The organism is Cupriavidus sp. UBA2010 (genome assembly GCF_002335265.1).
GTDB lineage: Bacteria > Pseudomonadota > Gammaproteobacteria > Burkholderiales > Burkholderiaceae > Cupriavidus > Cupriavidus metallidurans.
In genome coordinates this window covers 69,336-83,114 of sequence record NZ_DDCI01000008.1, presented here as the reverse complement: position 1 = coordinate 83,114, position 13,779 = coordinate 69,336, and the positions used below count along the sequence as shown (strand labels likewise).

The window sequence follows — 13,779 nt, the reverse complement described above, 5'->3', positions numbered from 1 at the left end:
CAAACCGGCATCAAGCCGCCCCACCAGCCATGCAAGGAGACGATCATGAACCAACTCCAGCCCGCCGCACCGATTACCGCCCCGGCAGCCAGCGAGACGAGCCAGCCTGATCGCGAAATGCAGCTCGCCGCGTACAACGCCGCGTTCGCCGAACTCGGGCTGCGCTTCCGCTGGGACATGCAGATGTTCGACTGGCTCTGCGGCATTGAATGCGAGAAGACCCGCGTCGCGCGCTATATCGAAGACTTCCACGCGCACCTGCTGAAGGCCTACGAAGCATCGTTCCTGAGCGAACTCATCTTCGACAAGAAGAGCGAGTACATGCGGGCGATGGCAGGCGCCGGCGTCAACTGATCACGTCAGCGGACTGCTCACGCATTCCAAGCAGGGAATCCATCCACGCAAAGGGGCGTGGATCGTAGCCCGTCAATGGAGGCAGAATGTCCCCCTTCTCGAACTCGCGCCTGGAGCCCGCAATGCTGGCAGCACCTCTGACGCACCACAGTCCGCGTTGCGGACACTGCTCGCCCGTGCTCGCCTCAGTACCGAGTGGCAGCGGCTTCTGCTCCGGCGCAGAGGTCGTCGTTTGCGCGGTCTTTGCTGAAGTGGTCAGCGGCAGGCCGGTGGCCGGGTCGAGATTTTTGGCCTGGCTCAGGCGATTGATGAGTTCGTCCGATGGCTTGTCGGGCGGGACCGCGGCATCCTGTTCCTTCTGCCACTGGAAGGTGCCGTCCCAGGGCGGCAGCTTCGCAGGGGGCAGTGGCACGATCTGATCGATGTCTGGCACTTTGGGATTGCGGCCGTCGTTGCGTGTCAGGAACCGCCAGATCAGCTTGTAGCGCCGCGACCGTTCGAGATCTTGGGAAAGGGAGAGGTAATGCAGTTCCTCAGCTGGCGGTGGCCCCTTAAAGGAACCCGCAAGAAAGAACGCCGACATGCTATCCCCAACTTGCACTCCCTTCTGAAAGGCCTCTAACGCTTCCGCATAATTGGATCGATTCTTGAGAACAAATCCCAATGTACTCGCTGCCTCTCCATGTCGTTGATCGGCGGCACACTTGTACATTTGCCTTGCGATATCGGGGGCCTTGTTCCACGGCTCCAGCAAGCCCCCTACGTAGAACTGTGCATCGGCGTTGCCCAGATCGGCAGCTTTGCGGAAATAACGCAGCGCCATCTCCTTGTCCTGTTTGAGTCCATATCCCAGTACGCGTCCAGCATGTTGTGTCCCATAACATATCCAACCGCCTTGTTCGGGACCTCGTAATCGACCAACACCATTTTCTGGTGATGCGTCGGCGCGGCAAGGCCCATGGCCGCCCCTCCGGCAGCCTTGTTGCCCGCGCCGCGCTGCTTGTCCGCACCGAACAGGCTGGTCCTGAAGGCAATCTCCAGCCGGCTCGGCAAATCGAAGTCCCGCGTCATGAACTCGACATTCTTCAGCGCCGCCACTTGCCAGGCCGAGGGGATGTGCCCGGCAATGACCGATGGGTCCATGACCACATTGCGAAACGTCAGCTTTCTCGGCTCCTTTTGCGACACGGACCAGTACCACCAGCGATCGAAGTCCTCGGCATGCCTGCTCGGGTGCGGTCTTGGCCTCATGTGAGCGGCGGGCCGGTGTGGCATGTTTGGCTCGGGGCCGAATCTGTTGTTGATTTCCGGTAGGCCGAGCACCTTCCCACCCCAACACAGCAAGCGCACCTTAACGCCGCGCTTGCCTACGTCCTCCAGCAATTCGCCAATGCACTTTGTTCCCTGGCCGCCTGCGCCACGCTTGAAGAACATGGACGGCTGGAAACCCCAGCAGATGATGTCCACGCTTTTCTCGGCACGGAAGATCGCGTCGTAGATGTCGCGAAATGCCGTCTCGCCGTTCACCAGCGGCTTGAAGGTGGCGGGCGCTGGGTTGTATTCGGTGCGCTGGACGAACCACGGCAGCGTGATCGTTGCACTGCGCGTGCATGACAAGGCAATAGGTACGGTAATGAACGGTTGTGTCATGCTTCCGATTCCGGATGGAACGTCGCGTGGTAAGCCCGCCGATGGGCTGCCCGGTCGGCTGCAGCAGCATCGCTGCCTTGCGCTGCCTCGTGAAAATGAATGCCAGCGTGATCGAACCGGGGCTGCGAGGAGCCAACATCTAGCGACGATATGCGCTCCCGAGCATCGAACGCTACCCGCAAACTGTGGTGCCGGGAATGCGATTCCGGCGTCAGTTGAGTGCAAAGCAAGGTCTCGCGCAGAATCAGAGAAATGCGATATCGCCGCCAATTGGTTTCCACTACCCTGCCCGCCGGATCGCAATCGCGAGCCGCGTGCCCGACGGGTTCGTTCGCGTGTTACCACTGCCGTTGGGAATTCGAAACCAACTATCGGGAACTGAAGCAAGCCATGCTCGGGGCCGAACTGGCTTTGCGTGTCCACCAGCGTAAGTGCATGCTTCAGGAAAACTTTGGGGGGCACTGATTGCGTAGAAACGGGGGCATCTGAAAATGGCCAAGGCTGCGCTGGAGGACCGCATCGAGCCCACGGACCCGAGCTTTGTTCTGGCCTTGCGCCTGATACAGAGCGAACTGATCTGGACAGCCAGCATGGCTCAGGCAAGCTGCCGGCCTATCCGCAGCGCATGCGCGTCAAACTTCAGTTGGCGATCATCCAAAAGCGACGGGGCATAAATGCCTCCGTGTGGTCAAAGCCCTGCCTAAGCGCTACAACGTCCGGCTCTTCAGACAGACCCTTAGCGGAACGGCATTACCCCGCGCGGGGCCGTTTGCCGTTCTTCGGCTATCCCTTCACGTGATTGACCAGAGCGCCGATCCCGGCGATCGACACCTCGACCACCGCGCCGTCCTTCATCGATCCGACGCCGAGCGACGTACCGCAGGCAATCACGTCGCCGGGCATCAGCGTCAGATCCTGTGAGATCCGGCTGACCTGTTCTTCGGGCGAGAAGACCATGTCGGCGAGCGGATAGTTCTGCCGCTCCACGCCATCGAGCCGCGTTACGACGCTGGCTGCGCGCCAGTCGAAGCCGGTGACGATGCCCGGCCCCAGGCAGCCGAACGTGTCGTAACCCTTGGCCCGTGTCCACTGCGGGAAGTTCGGGTCTTCGGTGATCAATTCGGCCGCGGTGACATCGTTGACCACCGTGTAGCCGAAGATGTGCGAGCCCGCCTCCGACACGCCCACATTGCGGCATTTGCGGCCGATAACGATCCCAAGCTCGCCTTCATAGACAATCTTGCCGCGATAGCTGGCGGGCCGCTCGATGGCGTCGCCTGGCCCGGCCAGCGAACTGGCCGGCTTCATCAGGAACAGCGGATGCAGCGGCACTGGCTTCTCGAGCTTGCGCGCCAGCGCGTGGAAGTTGTTCCATAGCGCGACGATCTTCCCCGGCTCGCACGGCGCCAGCAGGTGCAGTTCGTCGCGGGGCAGCACGGCGCCGGTGGGCTTCGAGCCGATGTAGCCGGGGCCATCGTGGACGATGACGCGATCGCCATCGACGAGGCCAAAGCCAGTGTCTCCGCGTGGGCTGCGGAAGCGAATCCAGGTTTGCTGCATGGGGGCTCCTTATGAAAAAAGAAGAAGCCCTCGACGTGGGCTGTCATGTCGAGGGCCTTGGCAATGGAAGCGCTGGCCCTCTTCCCCTCTCACGCCGGCGCGAGAGGGGAAGAGGCAGCCGTACGAACAACCGAACGCGTCAGATCTTGCCCGCCCCTCGCGCCCACTTGTACTTTGCGCCGAGCACCGCCACCGGAATCTCCGTCGAGTACGCATAGGCCGGCACGCCGTGTTCGTACAGGTATTCCGCGGCCTCCTCGACCTGCACGTCACCGGCCAGAGACGCGACGATCGGCTTCTCGATGCCCTTCGCGCGCATTTCCTCCTTCACCTCGACCACGAGCTTGGCAAAGACCATCGGCGGCGTGATGATCGTGTGCCAGTAGCCCAGGATGATCGCGTGGATACGCGGATCTTCCAGGCCGAGCTTGATCGTGTTCTTGTACGTGCAGGGCGGCTCGCCGCCGGTGATGTCGACCGGGTTGCCGGCCGCGCCGAACGGCGGGATGAACTTGCGGAACGCCGCGTCGAGGTCATCGGGCATCGTCATCAACGACAGTCCGTTGTCCACGCACGCATCGGACAGCAGCACGCCCGAGCCACCCGCGCCGGTGATGATGACCACGTTCTCGCCCGTCGGCGTCGGCAGCTTCGGAATGCCGCGCGCGAACTCGAGCAGGTCGCGCAGCGAGCGGGCGCGGATCACGCCTGCTTGCTTGAAGACGTCCTCGTAGATCTTGTCATTACCTGCCAGCGCGCCCGTATGCGAGCTTGCGGCACGCGCGCCAAGGCTGGTGCGGCCTGCCTTCAGCACCACCACCGGCTTCTTCTTCGAGACGCGACGAGCCACTTCGGCGAACGACCGGCCATCCTTCAGGTCCTCGCAATGCTGGGCGATGATCTCGGTGTTGTCGTCCTGCTCGAAGAACGTGAGCAGATCGTCCTCGTCGATATCGGACTTGTTGCCGAGCCCGACAATCGCGGACACCCCCATCTTGGCCGAGCGCGAGAACCCAATGATCGCCATGCCAATACCACCCGACTGCGACGACAGCGCGGCCTTGCCCTTGACGTCGTATGGCGTGCAGAACGTCGCGCACAGGTTCTTCGGTGTGTAGTAGAAGCCGTAGATGTTCGGCCCCATCAGCCGGATATTGTGTTTGCGGGCGATGGCGACGATCTCGTCCTGGCCCTCCACATTGCCGGTCTCGGCGAATCCGGACGGAATCAGCACCGCACCCGGAATACCCTTCTTGCCGACTTCCTCCAATGCCTGCGCGACGAACTTGGCCGGAATGGCGAAAACCGCCACATCGACATCGCCCGGCACGTCGAGCACGCTCTTGTAGGCCGTCATGCCCATGATCTCGTCGGCCTTCGGGTGGATCGGGTAGATCTTGCCCTGATAGCCGCCATTGATCAGGTTCTTCATGACCGAGTTGCCAATCTTGCCGTCCTCGGCCGATGCACCGATCACCGCCACCGTGTCGGGCCGCATGATCCGGTTCATCTGCCGCACGATCTCTTCCTGGCTCGGGCGGTATTTCTCCGGCTGCGGCGAGTCGTCGATCACGATGCGCACGTCGGCGGCAATCGCGCCGTCCTTGCTGGCGAACACCGGATTCAGGTCAAGCTCGGAGATCTCGGGGAAATCGCTCACGAGTTCGGACACGCGCTGGATCATCCCGGCCAGCGCCTCGCGATTGGCCGGGTCCGCGCCGCGCACGCCCTTGAGCACGTCCGCCGCGGCGATGCCATCGAGCATCGACAGCGCATCGTCATAGGTTGCCGGCGCCATGCGGAACGTCACGTCCTTGAGCACCTCCACCAGCACGCCGCCCAGGCCGAATGCCACCAGCTTGCCGAAGGACGGGTCGGTCACCGCGCCGATAATCACCTCCTGCCCGCCGCCGATCATCTGCTGGACCTGCACGCCAACTATCTGCGCGTTCGCGTTGTACTTCTTCGCGTTCTCGACGATCGTCAGATAGCCGCGCTCCACGTCGGCGGCCGAGTTCACCCCCACCAGCACACCACCGGCTTCGGTCTTGTGCAGGATGTCCGGCGATACGATCTTGAGCACCACCGGGTATCCCATCTTGCTGGCCAGTTCCACGGCGCCCGTGGGCGACCTGGCGACGCCCTCCCCCGGCACAGAGATGCCATAGGCATCGCAAACCAGCTTGCCTTCGGGGGCGGTCAGCGCATTGCGGCCTTCCTTCTTGGCGATTGCGAGAATCTTGCGTACAGCATCCTTGTCATGTGCCATGTCAGGTCTCCATCTGTTCAGGCATGAATGAGGGGCAGGCGAAAAACGCGGCCCGAATGGGCTGCGCAAGGCGAAAGCAGGCCCACCCGCCACGCATTGGAGATGCGGGCGGCCTGCGGACTTCGCCGGGATCGGTTGAGAGAGTGTGCGTTGAGGGTGTGGGGGCTACACTGCGCCGGCGGCCTTGAGCGCGACGATCTGCGACGGCGTGCGGCCGAGCCACTCGAGGATCTCTTCGGTATGCTCGCCAAGCAACGGCGAGCGCTCGACTTCCACCGGCGATTCTGACAGCGAGATCGGGCAGCCGAGTTGCACGTACCTGCCACGCTCCGGATGGTCGAGTTCGACCATATAGCCGCGCTCGTAGAGCGATCGGTCCTCGATCAGGTCCTTCATCGACAGGATCGGGCCGCACGGCACGTCGACGTCATTGAGCGCCGCCATCACCTCGAACTTGCTCTTGGTCCGCGTCCATTTCTCGACGATCGAGAAGCACTCGGCCAGGCACTTGAGGCGTGCCTCCGGCGTGGCGAACTGCGGATGCGTGATCAGATCCTCGCGGCCGCACAGGCGCATCAGCGGCTCCCAGCCCTGCGGCTGGATGATGACGTAGACGAAGTCGTTGGCGCCGCCGGGCGAGCAGCGCAGCGCCGCACCCGGCTGTCCGCCACCCGACGCATTGCCGGCGCGCGGCACGTAGTCCTGGAAATCGTCGTTCGGATACTCCTTGAGCGGCCCGGCCGACAACCGTTGCTGATCGCGCAGCTTCACGCGGCACAGGTTCAGCACCGAGTCCTGCATGGCGACTTCCACCCGCTGCCCGCGCCCGCTCTGCTCACGGTGCAGCAACGCGGCCAGGATGCCGACCACGCAATGCACACCCGTGCCCGAATCGCCGATCTGCGCGCCGGTCACCGTCGGCACGCCGTCTTCGTTGCCAGTCGTGCTGGCCGAGCCGCCCATGCACTGCGCCACGTTCTCGTAAGCCTTGCAATCGGCGTACGGGCCGGGGCCGAAGCCCTTGATCGACGCGTAGATCAGGCGCGGATTCAGCGACTGCAGGCGATCCCAGTCGAACCCGGCGCGATCCAGCACGCCCGGCCCGAAGTTCTCCACCAGCACGTCGCAGCGCTGCACCAGGTCTTCGAGCAGCGCCTTGCCCTCCGGCGTCTTCATGTTCAAGGTCAGGCTGCGCTTGTTCGAGTTCAGCATCGTGAAGTAGAGGCTGTCCGCGTTCGGAACATCGCGCAGCTGGCTACGCGTGATGTCGCCGCGACCAGGCAGTTCCACCTTGATGACATCGGCACCCAGCCAGGCCATCAGCTGGGTGGCCGACGGGCCAGCCTGCACATGCGTCATGTCCAGAATGCGGATCCCTTCCAGTGCCTTGTTGTTCATGGCGTTGTCTCCTTGAGGATTCTCTTGAGGCAATGTCGTGCTGGCGACCGGCCTTTACTTGTACATGGTCTGGTTCTTGGTGCCCGGCGCGTACTCGCGCGGGTCCACCCAGATGTTGATGACGGCGGACTTGCCGGTCTTCGCGATCGACTCGCGGCCGCGCTGCAGCGCACCTGCAATCTGGCCCGGCTCGCGCACCTCCTCGCCATATCCGCCCAGCATTTCGGCGAACTTGGAGAACGGCACGTCGGACAGCAGGTTGCCGACATTGCCACGGTCGTCGCCGTACTTGGCAAGCTGGCCGTAGCGGATCTGGTTCATCGCCGAGTTATTGCCGATCACGGCCAGGTACGGCACGCCGAAGCGGTTGGCCGTTTCCATGTCGAACGCGGTCATGCCGAACGATCCGTCGCCGTAGTAGCAAAGGACTTCCTTGCCCGGATTGGCCACGCCTGCTGCGATCGCAAAGCCGGTACCGACACCGAGCGACCCGAGCGCGCCCGGGTCCATCCACTGGCCCGGACGGCGCGGACGCACCGCCTGCGCGGAAATCGTGACCACGTCGCCACCGTCGCCGATATAGATCGTGTTGTCGGCCAGGAACTCGTTGAGTTCGTAGGCCACGCGATACGGGTGAATCGGCTTGTTCTCCGACTTGAACAGCGGCATCAGCTTTTCCGTGGCAACGGCTTCGGCTTCCGTCAACTGACCCATCCACTTCTTGCGCGCCAGGCGCTTATCGTTCTTGATCCGCCCACTGGCCGCCTGCAGCACCGCGCCAAGAATCGCGCCCGGATCGCCCACCAGGCCCAGATCGATCTCGCGGTTCTTGCCCACCGTGCGGTAGTCCATGTCGATCTGCACCAGCGTGATCTCCTTGCTGATGCGCTTGCCATAGCCCATGCGGAAGTCGAAAGGCGTGCCGACGATCACCAGCACATCGGCATTGGCGAATGCCTGCGAACGGGTGCGGTCGAAGTGATGCGGATCGCCCGGAGGCAGCAGGCCACGTGCGGCGCCGTTGAAATAGCCGGGGATATCGAGACCGCGCAGCAGGTCGACGGCTTCCTCATGCCCGCGCGCGGTCCAGACCTGCTGGCCATAGAGAATTGCCGGACGTTCGGCGTTGACGAGGATGTCGGCCAGTTTTTCGATGTCGCGCGGATCGCCGATCGACTTCGTCGAGGCGCGATAGTGGCCCGGGCGCGGGATCACGGCACGCGATACATCGACTTCACGATCCAGCACATCGCGCGGGATTTCCAGATAGGCCGGCCCCGGCGCGCCGTTGAAGCACTCGCGGGCAGCCATCGAGATCATGTCGGCCACGCGCTCGGTGCTGGGGATGGTGGCCGCAAACTTCGTGATCGGCGCCATCATGTCCACGTGCGGCAGATCCTGCAGCGATCCCATCTTGTGCTGGGACAGCGCACCTTGGCCGCCGATATGGATGATCGGGCTTTCCGAACGGAACGCGGTGGCCACGCCCGTGACGGCGTTCGTGCAGCCAGGGCCTGCCGTAGTCACAACGCAGCCCAGCTTGCCGGTCTGGCGCGCGTAACCATCTGCTGCGTGCGCGGCCACCTGCTCGTGGCGCACGTCGATGATGCGAATGCCTTCATCCACGCAGCCGTCGTAGATGTCGATGATGTGCCCGCCGCACAGCGTGAAGATCGTATCCACCCCCTCGTTCTTGAGGGCGCGAGCCACCAGATGGCCGCCGGATATGACGCCCGCGTCGCGGGACTTTTGCTTCAGCGTGTCTTCAGCCGTGGTGGTCTCGGGCCGGGTGGATACGACAGCGGACATGTCTTTGTCTCCTCGTTTGGACTGGATCGTCGGATCGCAGATCGTTGCGCTTCGGAAAGCAGCCGATCTTGATGACATACGGTATGTGATATACCACCAAACAACAAGAACAAAATGCTGGCCGCTGCCGACTTTCAACGACGCACCGCAGCAAGCTGGGCCACTCTCTTTGGCGTTAACCCGCAAAAAATGCCGATTTCCGATCAATGACAAGGCATTGATGCGATCGTCTTCTGAAGACTGGCGGTCACCCGGACAGCCTCCTCCACCTGCCCTGAGCATCAAATCCAGCTTGATTTTCTTTTTGATATATCACATACCATATTTCACGCCGTGCAAAACCGGACAGGCGGGCCCCGACCTGCGGCCACGGTGACAGACAAGCGAGGAGACACGTGAACATTCACGAATATCAGGCCAAGGAGCTGCTACGGCGCTACGACGTCGCCGTGCCAAACGGCTGCGTGGCATTTACCCCCGAAGAGGCTGCGCAGGCCGCACGCAAGCTGGGCGGCCCCATCTGGGTAGTGAAGTCGCAGATCCACGCCGGTGGACGCGGCGCGGGCCGGTTTGCCGGCGATCCATCCGGCAAGGGCGGCGTGCGCGTGGTGAAGTCCATCGACGAGGTGCAGGCAAACGCCTCGCAGATGCTGGGCGCCACGCTGGTGACCAAGCAGACCGGGCCGGCCGGGCGCGAAGTACGGCGGCTATATATCGAGGAAGGCTGCGACATCGCGCGCGAGCTCTATCTCGGCATGCTGATCGACCGCGCCACATCACGCATCACCGTCATGGCATCCACGGAAGGCGGCATGGAAATCGAGGAGGTTGCCGCACATACCCCGGAGAAGATCCTGAAAGTGGCGATCGATCCCGCCAGTGGTATCCAGCCGTTCCATGCCCGGCGCCTGGCATACGGGCTAGGTCTGTCCGGCAAGCAGGTAGCGGCGGCCACGCACTTCATCCTGTCTGCCTATCGCGCATTTACGGAACTCGATGCCTCGATTGTCGAGATCAATCCGCTTGTGGTCACGGGCAGCGGCGACGTGATCGCGCTCGATGCCAAGTTCAATTTCGACGACAACGCCCTTTTCCGGCATCCCGATATCGAAGCGATGCGCGACGAAAGCGAGGAGGATCCGGCCGAAACCGAAGCGGCCAGGCACGCGCTGAACTACGTGCGGCTCGACGGCAACATCGGCTGCATGGTCAATGGCGCGGGGCTGGCGATGGCCACGATGGACATCATCAAGCTTTACGGCGGCGAGCCGGCCAACTTTCTCGACGTAGGCGGTGGCGCCACCAAGGAGCGCGTGACGGCGGCGTTCCGGCTCATCCTGGCCGACCCCAAGGTGGAAGGCATCCTGGTCAACATCTTCGGCGGCATCATGCGCTGCGATGTCATTGCCGAAGGCGTGATCGCCGCAGCGCGCGATGTCGATCTGACGGTGCAGCTGGTGGTGCGCCTGGAAGGCACCAATGTCGAACTGGGCAAGACCATCCTGCGCGATTCGGGACTGCCGATCCTATCGGCCAATCATCTCGCCGACGCGGCGGAGAAAGTCGTGGCCGCAGTCCGGGCCCATCAGAAGAAAGGAGGCAAGTGAAATGGCCGTGCTAATCGACCAACATACGCGCGTGATCTGCCAGGGTTTCACGGGCGCCCAAGGCACCTTCCACTCGGAGCAGGCATTGGCCTATGGCACGAAGATGGTTGGCGGCGTCACGCCCGGCAAGGGCGGAGAGACGCATCTGGGGCTGCCGGTGTTCGACACCGTATCGGCCGCCGCCCATGCCACCGGCGCCGATGCGTCGGTCATCTACGTCCCGCCGCCGTTCGCCGCCGATGCGATCCTCGAAGCCGTGGATGCCGGCATCGGACTGATCGTCTGCATCACCGAGGGCATTCCCGTCATCGACATGGTGCGCGTCAAGCGGGCGCTGAGCGGCTCCGCCAGCCGGCTGGTCGGGCCGAACTGCCCGGGCGTCATCACGCCTGGCCAGTGCAAGATCGGCATCATGCCGGGGCACATCCACAAGCCGGGACGGATCGGCGTGGTATCGCGCTCGGGCACGCTGACCTACGAAGCGGTGGCGCAAACCACGGCAGCGGGGCTTGGACAATCGACCTGCATCGGCATTGGCGGAGATCCCGTCAACGGCACGAACTTTATCGACAGCCTGGAACTGTTCCTTGCCGATGACCAGACCGAAGGCATCATCATGATCGGCGAGATTGGCGGGTCGGCCGAAGAGGAAGCCGCGCAATTCCTGCGCGATGCGCGCACCCGCAAACCCGTGGTCGGATTCATCGCCGGCACCACGGCGCCACCGGGCCGCCGCATGGGCCATGCTGGCGCCATCATCTCGGGCGGCACGGGCACGGCGGAGGCGAAGATCGAAGCAATGCGCGAGGCGGGTATCCACGTGGCCGCGTCTCCAGCGGAGCTGGGCAATACGATGGCGGCGGCGATGCGGTAGGTTGGTCTGGCAGTTATCCCCGCTCCCGCGCTGCGGGAGCGGGGCCAGGGGAGAGGGGCTAGGGACAGCGGCTCGATCACCAACAAGTCGCGATCTAAACCTCCGCGCCCTCTCCCCTTTCAATCGAGAAAATCGCAGTGCTTCTCGACGTAGTCCGCCAGATCCAGCGAATGCTGGCGTACCAGCCGCTCGGCCAGTTCCGTATCGCGCTTCTCCAGCGCCTCGATGATGCGCAGGTGATCGACGATCGAGCGCGCGGCGCGGTCGCTCTGCGAGATCGTCATCTTCCGGATCGCGCGCACATGGACAAAGATATTCTTGATCGAGTCCATGATGATCTGCGACTTCGACAACTGCACGATCGCCTGATGGAAGGCGATATTGGCGTCGGAATATTCCTCGATATGCTCGGCCGGCGTGGCATCGCGGAAGCTGTCGAACATATGGCGCAGCTTGCCGATTTCCTCGTCGCTGGCGTGCAGCGTGGCTAGCCGCGCGGCCATGCTTTCCAGCGCGCCCCAGACCTGGATCATCTCGACGATCTCGCGCTTGGTCTTGCGCGTGATGTAGATGCCGCGGCGCGGCACCGTGCGCAGGAAGCCTTCCTGCTCCAAAAGGGTCATGGCTTCGCGAATCGGCGTGCGACTAACGCCGAGCGCTTCGGACAGCACGCGCTCGTCCAGACGGACTTCGTCGCGCGACTGGTAGATGTCGGCATCGGCAATAGCCTGCCGCAGCATCGCGTAGGCCTGGTCACGCAGGCTGGCACCCGCATTGATCGGCTGCAGTGAAAGGGTCAGGCCGGAAGTCGGCTGGACGTCGGTTTGGCTTTGGGCAGACATGAGTGCACTCGTAAATGGCCGGTGCCCCGGCGACCCAGATGGCCGCCGATGGCACTCGCCGATTCAGGACCAGGTTGGCGCGTGGCGCATGACGTCAAGTTTGGCATGACGCCATGCGTTTCGCGCATCAATCCCGCCGCGTGCAGCGAGTCCCGGCCTGGAAAGGGGCGAATCCGACCTTTCGTATATCGTATATCACATTGACCACAATGCCGATTGTCGCCGATTTCCGGCAGACCGTCCGCGTTTCAGGCTGCCTTGGCCATTGGCGCCGCGCCTGAAGGCGCTGCCACGGCCATCCGGTCACGTTGCTTGATCAGTCCGAGCACCGCGTCGATCATCGGTGTCGGCTGCCCGATCATTCGGCCCATCTCCTGCACCACCGTCAGCAGCGGGTCGATCTCCATCGCCCTGCCCGCCTCCAGATCCTGCAGCATCGACGTCTTGTGGGCGCCAACCGCACCGGCACCGTCGATGCGACGTTCGACGTCTACCCGGAAATGCACGCCGAAGCTCTCGGCGATGTGCTTCGCTTCGAGCATCATCTGGCGCGACAGCGCCCGCGTGGCCGGGTCCGACGTAATGATGTCGAGCGTCGCATGCGTCAAGGCGCTGATCGGGTTGAAGCAGAGGTTGCCCCAGAGCTTGAGCCAGATCTCGTCGCGGATGTTGTCGCGCACCGGGGCGTCCATGTCCGCCCGCGCCATCATCTCTGCCAGACGGGTCACGCGCTCGGAGCGGGTGCCGTCCGGCTCCCCGATCGGGAATTTCTTGCCATAGACATGCTTGATCACGCCCGGCGCGATGATTTCGGCGGCTGGATACAGCACACAGCCGATGGCTCGCTCGGGGCCCAGCCCATTCCATTGGCGGGCGCCAGGGTCGACACTTTCCAGCGTGCGCCCCGCGAACTCGCCGCCGTGCTGATGGAAGTACCAATACGGGATGCCGTTGACGCCGGTCACCACCGCAGTGTCCGACCCGAGCAGCGTTTGCATCAGGTCCACCACCCCAGGCACCTGGTGCGCCTTGAGCGTGATGAACACATAGTCCTGCGGGCCGAGTTCGCGCGGGTCGCTGGCGCAACGGACCTTGGCCACCCGTTCCTCGCCTTCGATCAGCAGCCGCACACCGTTTGCCTGCATCGCCGCCAGATGAGGCCCACGGGCGATGAAACTGACGTCCGCCCCGGCCAGTGCCAATTGCGCGCCCATATAGCCGCCGATCGCGCCCGCGCCGTAGATACAAATTTTCATCGGTTGTCTCCTCGATGGTTGTGATTGCTGAGTGATAGTTAGTTTTGATATATCACATACTATATTTCACAATCGCCGTTCGACAACCTCAATCTTTGCTGTACCGGCTACGCCAGCCTCAAGCTGTGCGCTACCATGTCGACAGTCGTCCGCTTGCGGG

General features: G+C 63.1%; 11 protein-coding genes. 3 read left to right on the top strand and 8 right to left on the bottom strand.

Annotated features, from left to right (window positions below; translation table 11 throughout):
• Window positions 1–45: 45 nt before the first annotated feature.
• Window positions 46–354, top strand: coding sequence for a hypothetical protein (locus tag B2246_RS02725; RefSeq protein ID WP_008652298.1), 309 nt, complete (start codon window positions 46–48; stop codon window positions 352–354).
• Here the strand turns inward: B2246_RS02725 and B2246_RS02720 are convergent.
• The 6 genes from B2246_RS02720 to B2246_RS02695 form a co-directional block, all read right to left on the bottom strand.
• Window positions 347–1,177 (bottom strand): SEL1-like repeat protein, encoded by an 831-nt coding sequence (locus B2246_RS02720; RefSeq protein ID WP_317915433.1) that lies wholly within the window; start codon window positions 1,175–1,177, stop codon window positions 347–349. The two genes, B2246_RS02725 and B2246_RS02720, sit on opposite strands and share 8 nt — an antisense overlap.
• Window positions 1,114–2,004: a hypothetical protein gene (locus B2246_RS02715; RefSeq protein ID WP_286881814.1), complete on the bottom strand. Its 891-nt coding sequence runs from the start codon at window positions 2,002–2,004 to the stop codon at window positions 1,114–1,116. The genes B2246_RS02720 and B2246_RS02715 overlap by 64 nt, the downstream gene beginning before the upstream one ends.
• A 783-nt stretch (window positions 2,005–2,787) precedes the next feature.
• Window positions 2,788–3,564 (bottom strand): fumarylacetoacetate hydrolase family protein, encoded by a 777-nt coding sequence (locus B2246_RS02710; protein ID WP_286881799.1) that lies wholly within the window; start codon window positions 3,562–3,564, stop codon window positions 2,788–2,790.
• A gap of 139 nt (window positions 3,565–3,703) precedes the next feature.
• A complete protein-coding gene (locus B2246_RS02705; protein WP_286881800.1) occupies window positions 3,704–5,833 on the bottom strand; it encodes an acetate--CoA ligase family protein in 2,130 nt (709 codons plus the stop codon).
• A 165-nt stretch (window positions 5,834–5,998) separates the two neighbouring features.
• On the bottom strand, window positions 5,999–7,231 hold the full coding sequence (frc, locus tag B2246_RS02700) for a formyl-CoA transferase (RefSeq protein ID WP_286881801.1): 1,233 nt from the start codon (window positions 7,229–7,231) through the stop codon (window positions 5,999–6,001).
• A 54-nt stretch (window positions 7,232–7,285) separates the two neighbouring features.
• Window positions 7,286–9,040, bottom strand: a complete 1,755-nt coding sequence (locus B2246_RS02695) for a thiamine pyrophosphate-binding protein (protein WP_008652307.1) — start codon at window positions 9,038–9,040, stop codon at window positions 7,286–7,288.
• A 395-nt stretch (window positions 9,041–9,435) separates the two neighbouring features.
• On the opposite strand from B2246_RS02695, the gene sucC reads away from it, so the two are divergent.
• Entirely contained in the window at window positions 9,436–10,647 is a 1,212-nt protein-coding gene (sucC, locus tag B2246_RS02690; protein ID WP_286881802.1) for an ADP-forming succinate--CoA ligase subunit beta, read from the top strand.
• A 1-nt stretch (window position 10,648) separates the two neighbouring features.
• Complete coding sequence (gene sucD, locus B2246_RS02685; RefSeq protein WP_008652312.1) at window positions 10,649–11,521, top strand: succinate--CoA ligase subunit alpha; 873 nt, start codon at window positions 10,649–10,651, stop codon at window positions 11,519–11,521.
• A gap of 119 nt (window positions 11,522–11,640) precedes the next feature.
• Here the strand turns inward: sucD and B2246_RS02680 are convergent, their stop codons facing one another.
• Both B2246_RS02680 and B2246_RS02675 read right to left on the bottom strand, forming a co-directional pair.
• Window positions 11,641–12,363, bottom strand: coding sequence for a GntR family transcriptional regulator (locus tag B2246_RS02680; protein WP_008652314.1), 723 nt, complete (start codon window positions 12,361–12,363; stop codon window positions 11,641–11,643).
• Between the two features lie 248 nt (window positions 12,364–12,611).
• A complete protein-coding gene (locus tag B2246_RS02675; protein ID WP_286881803.1) occupies window positions 12,612–13,619 on the bottom strand; it encodes a 2-dehydropantoate 2-reductase in 1,008 nt (335 codons plus the stop codon).
• Between the last annotated feature and the right edge of the window lie 160 nt (window positions 13,620–13,779).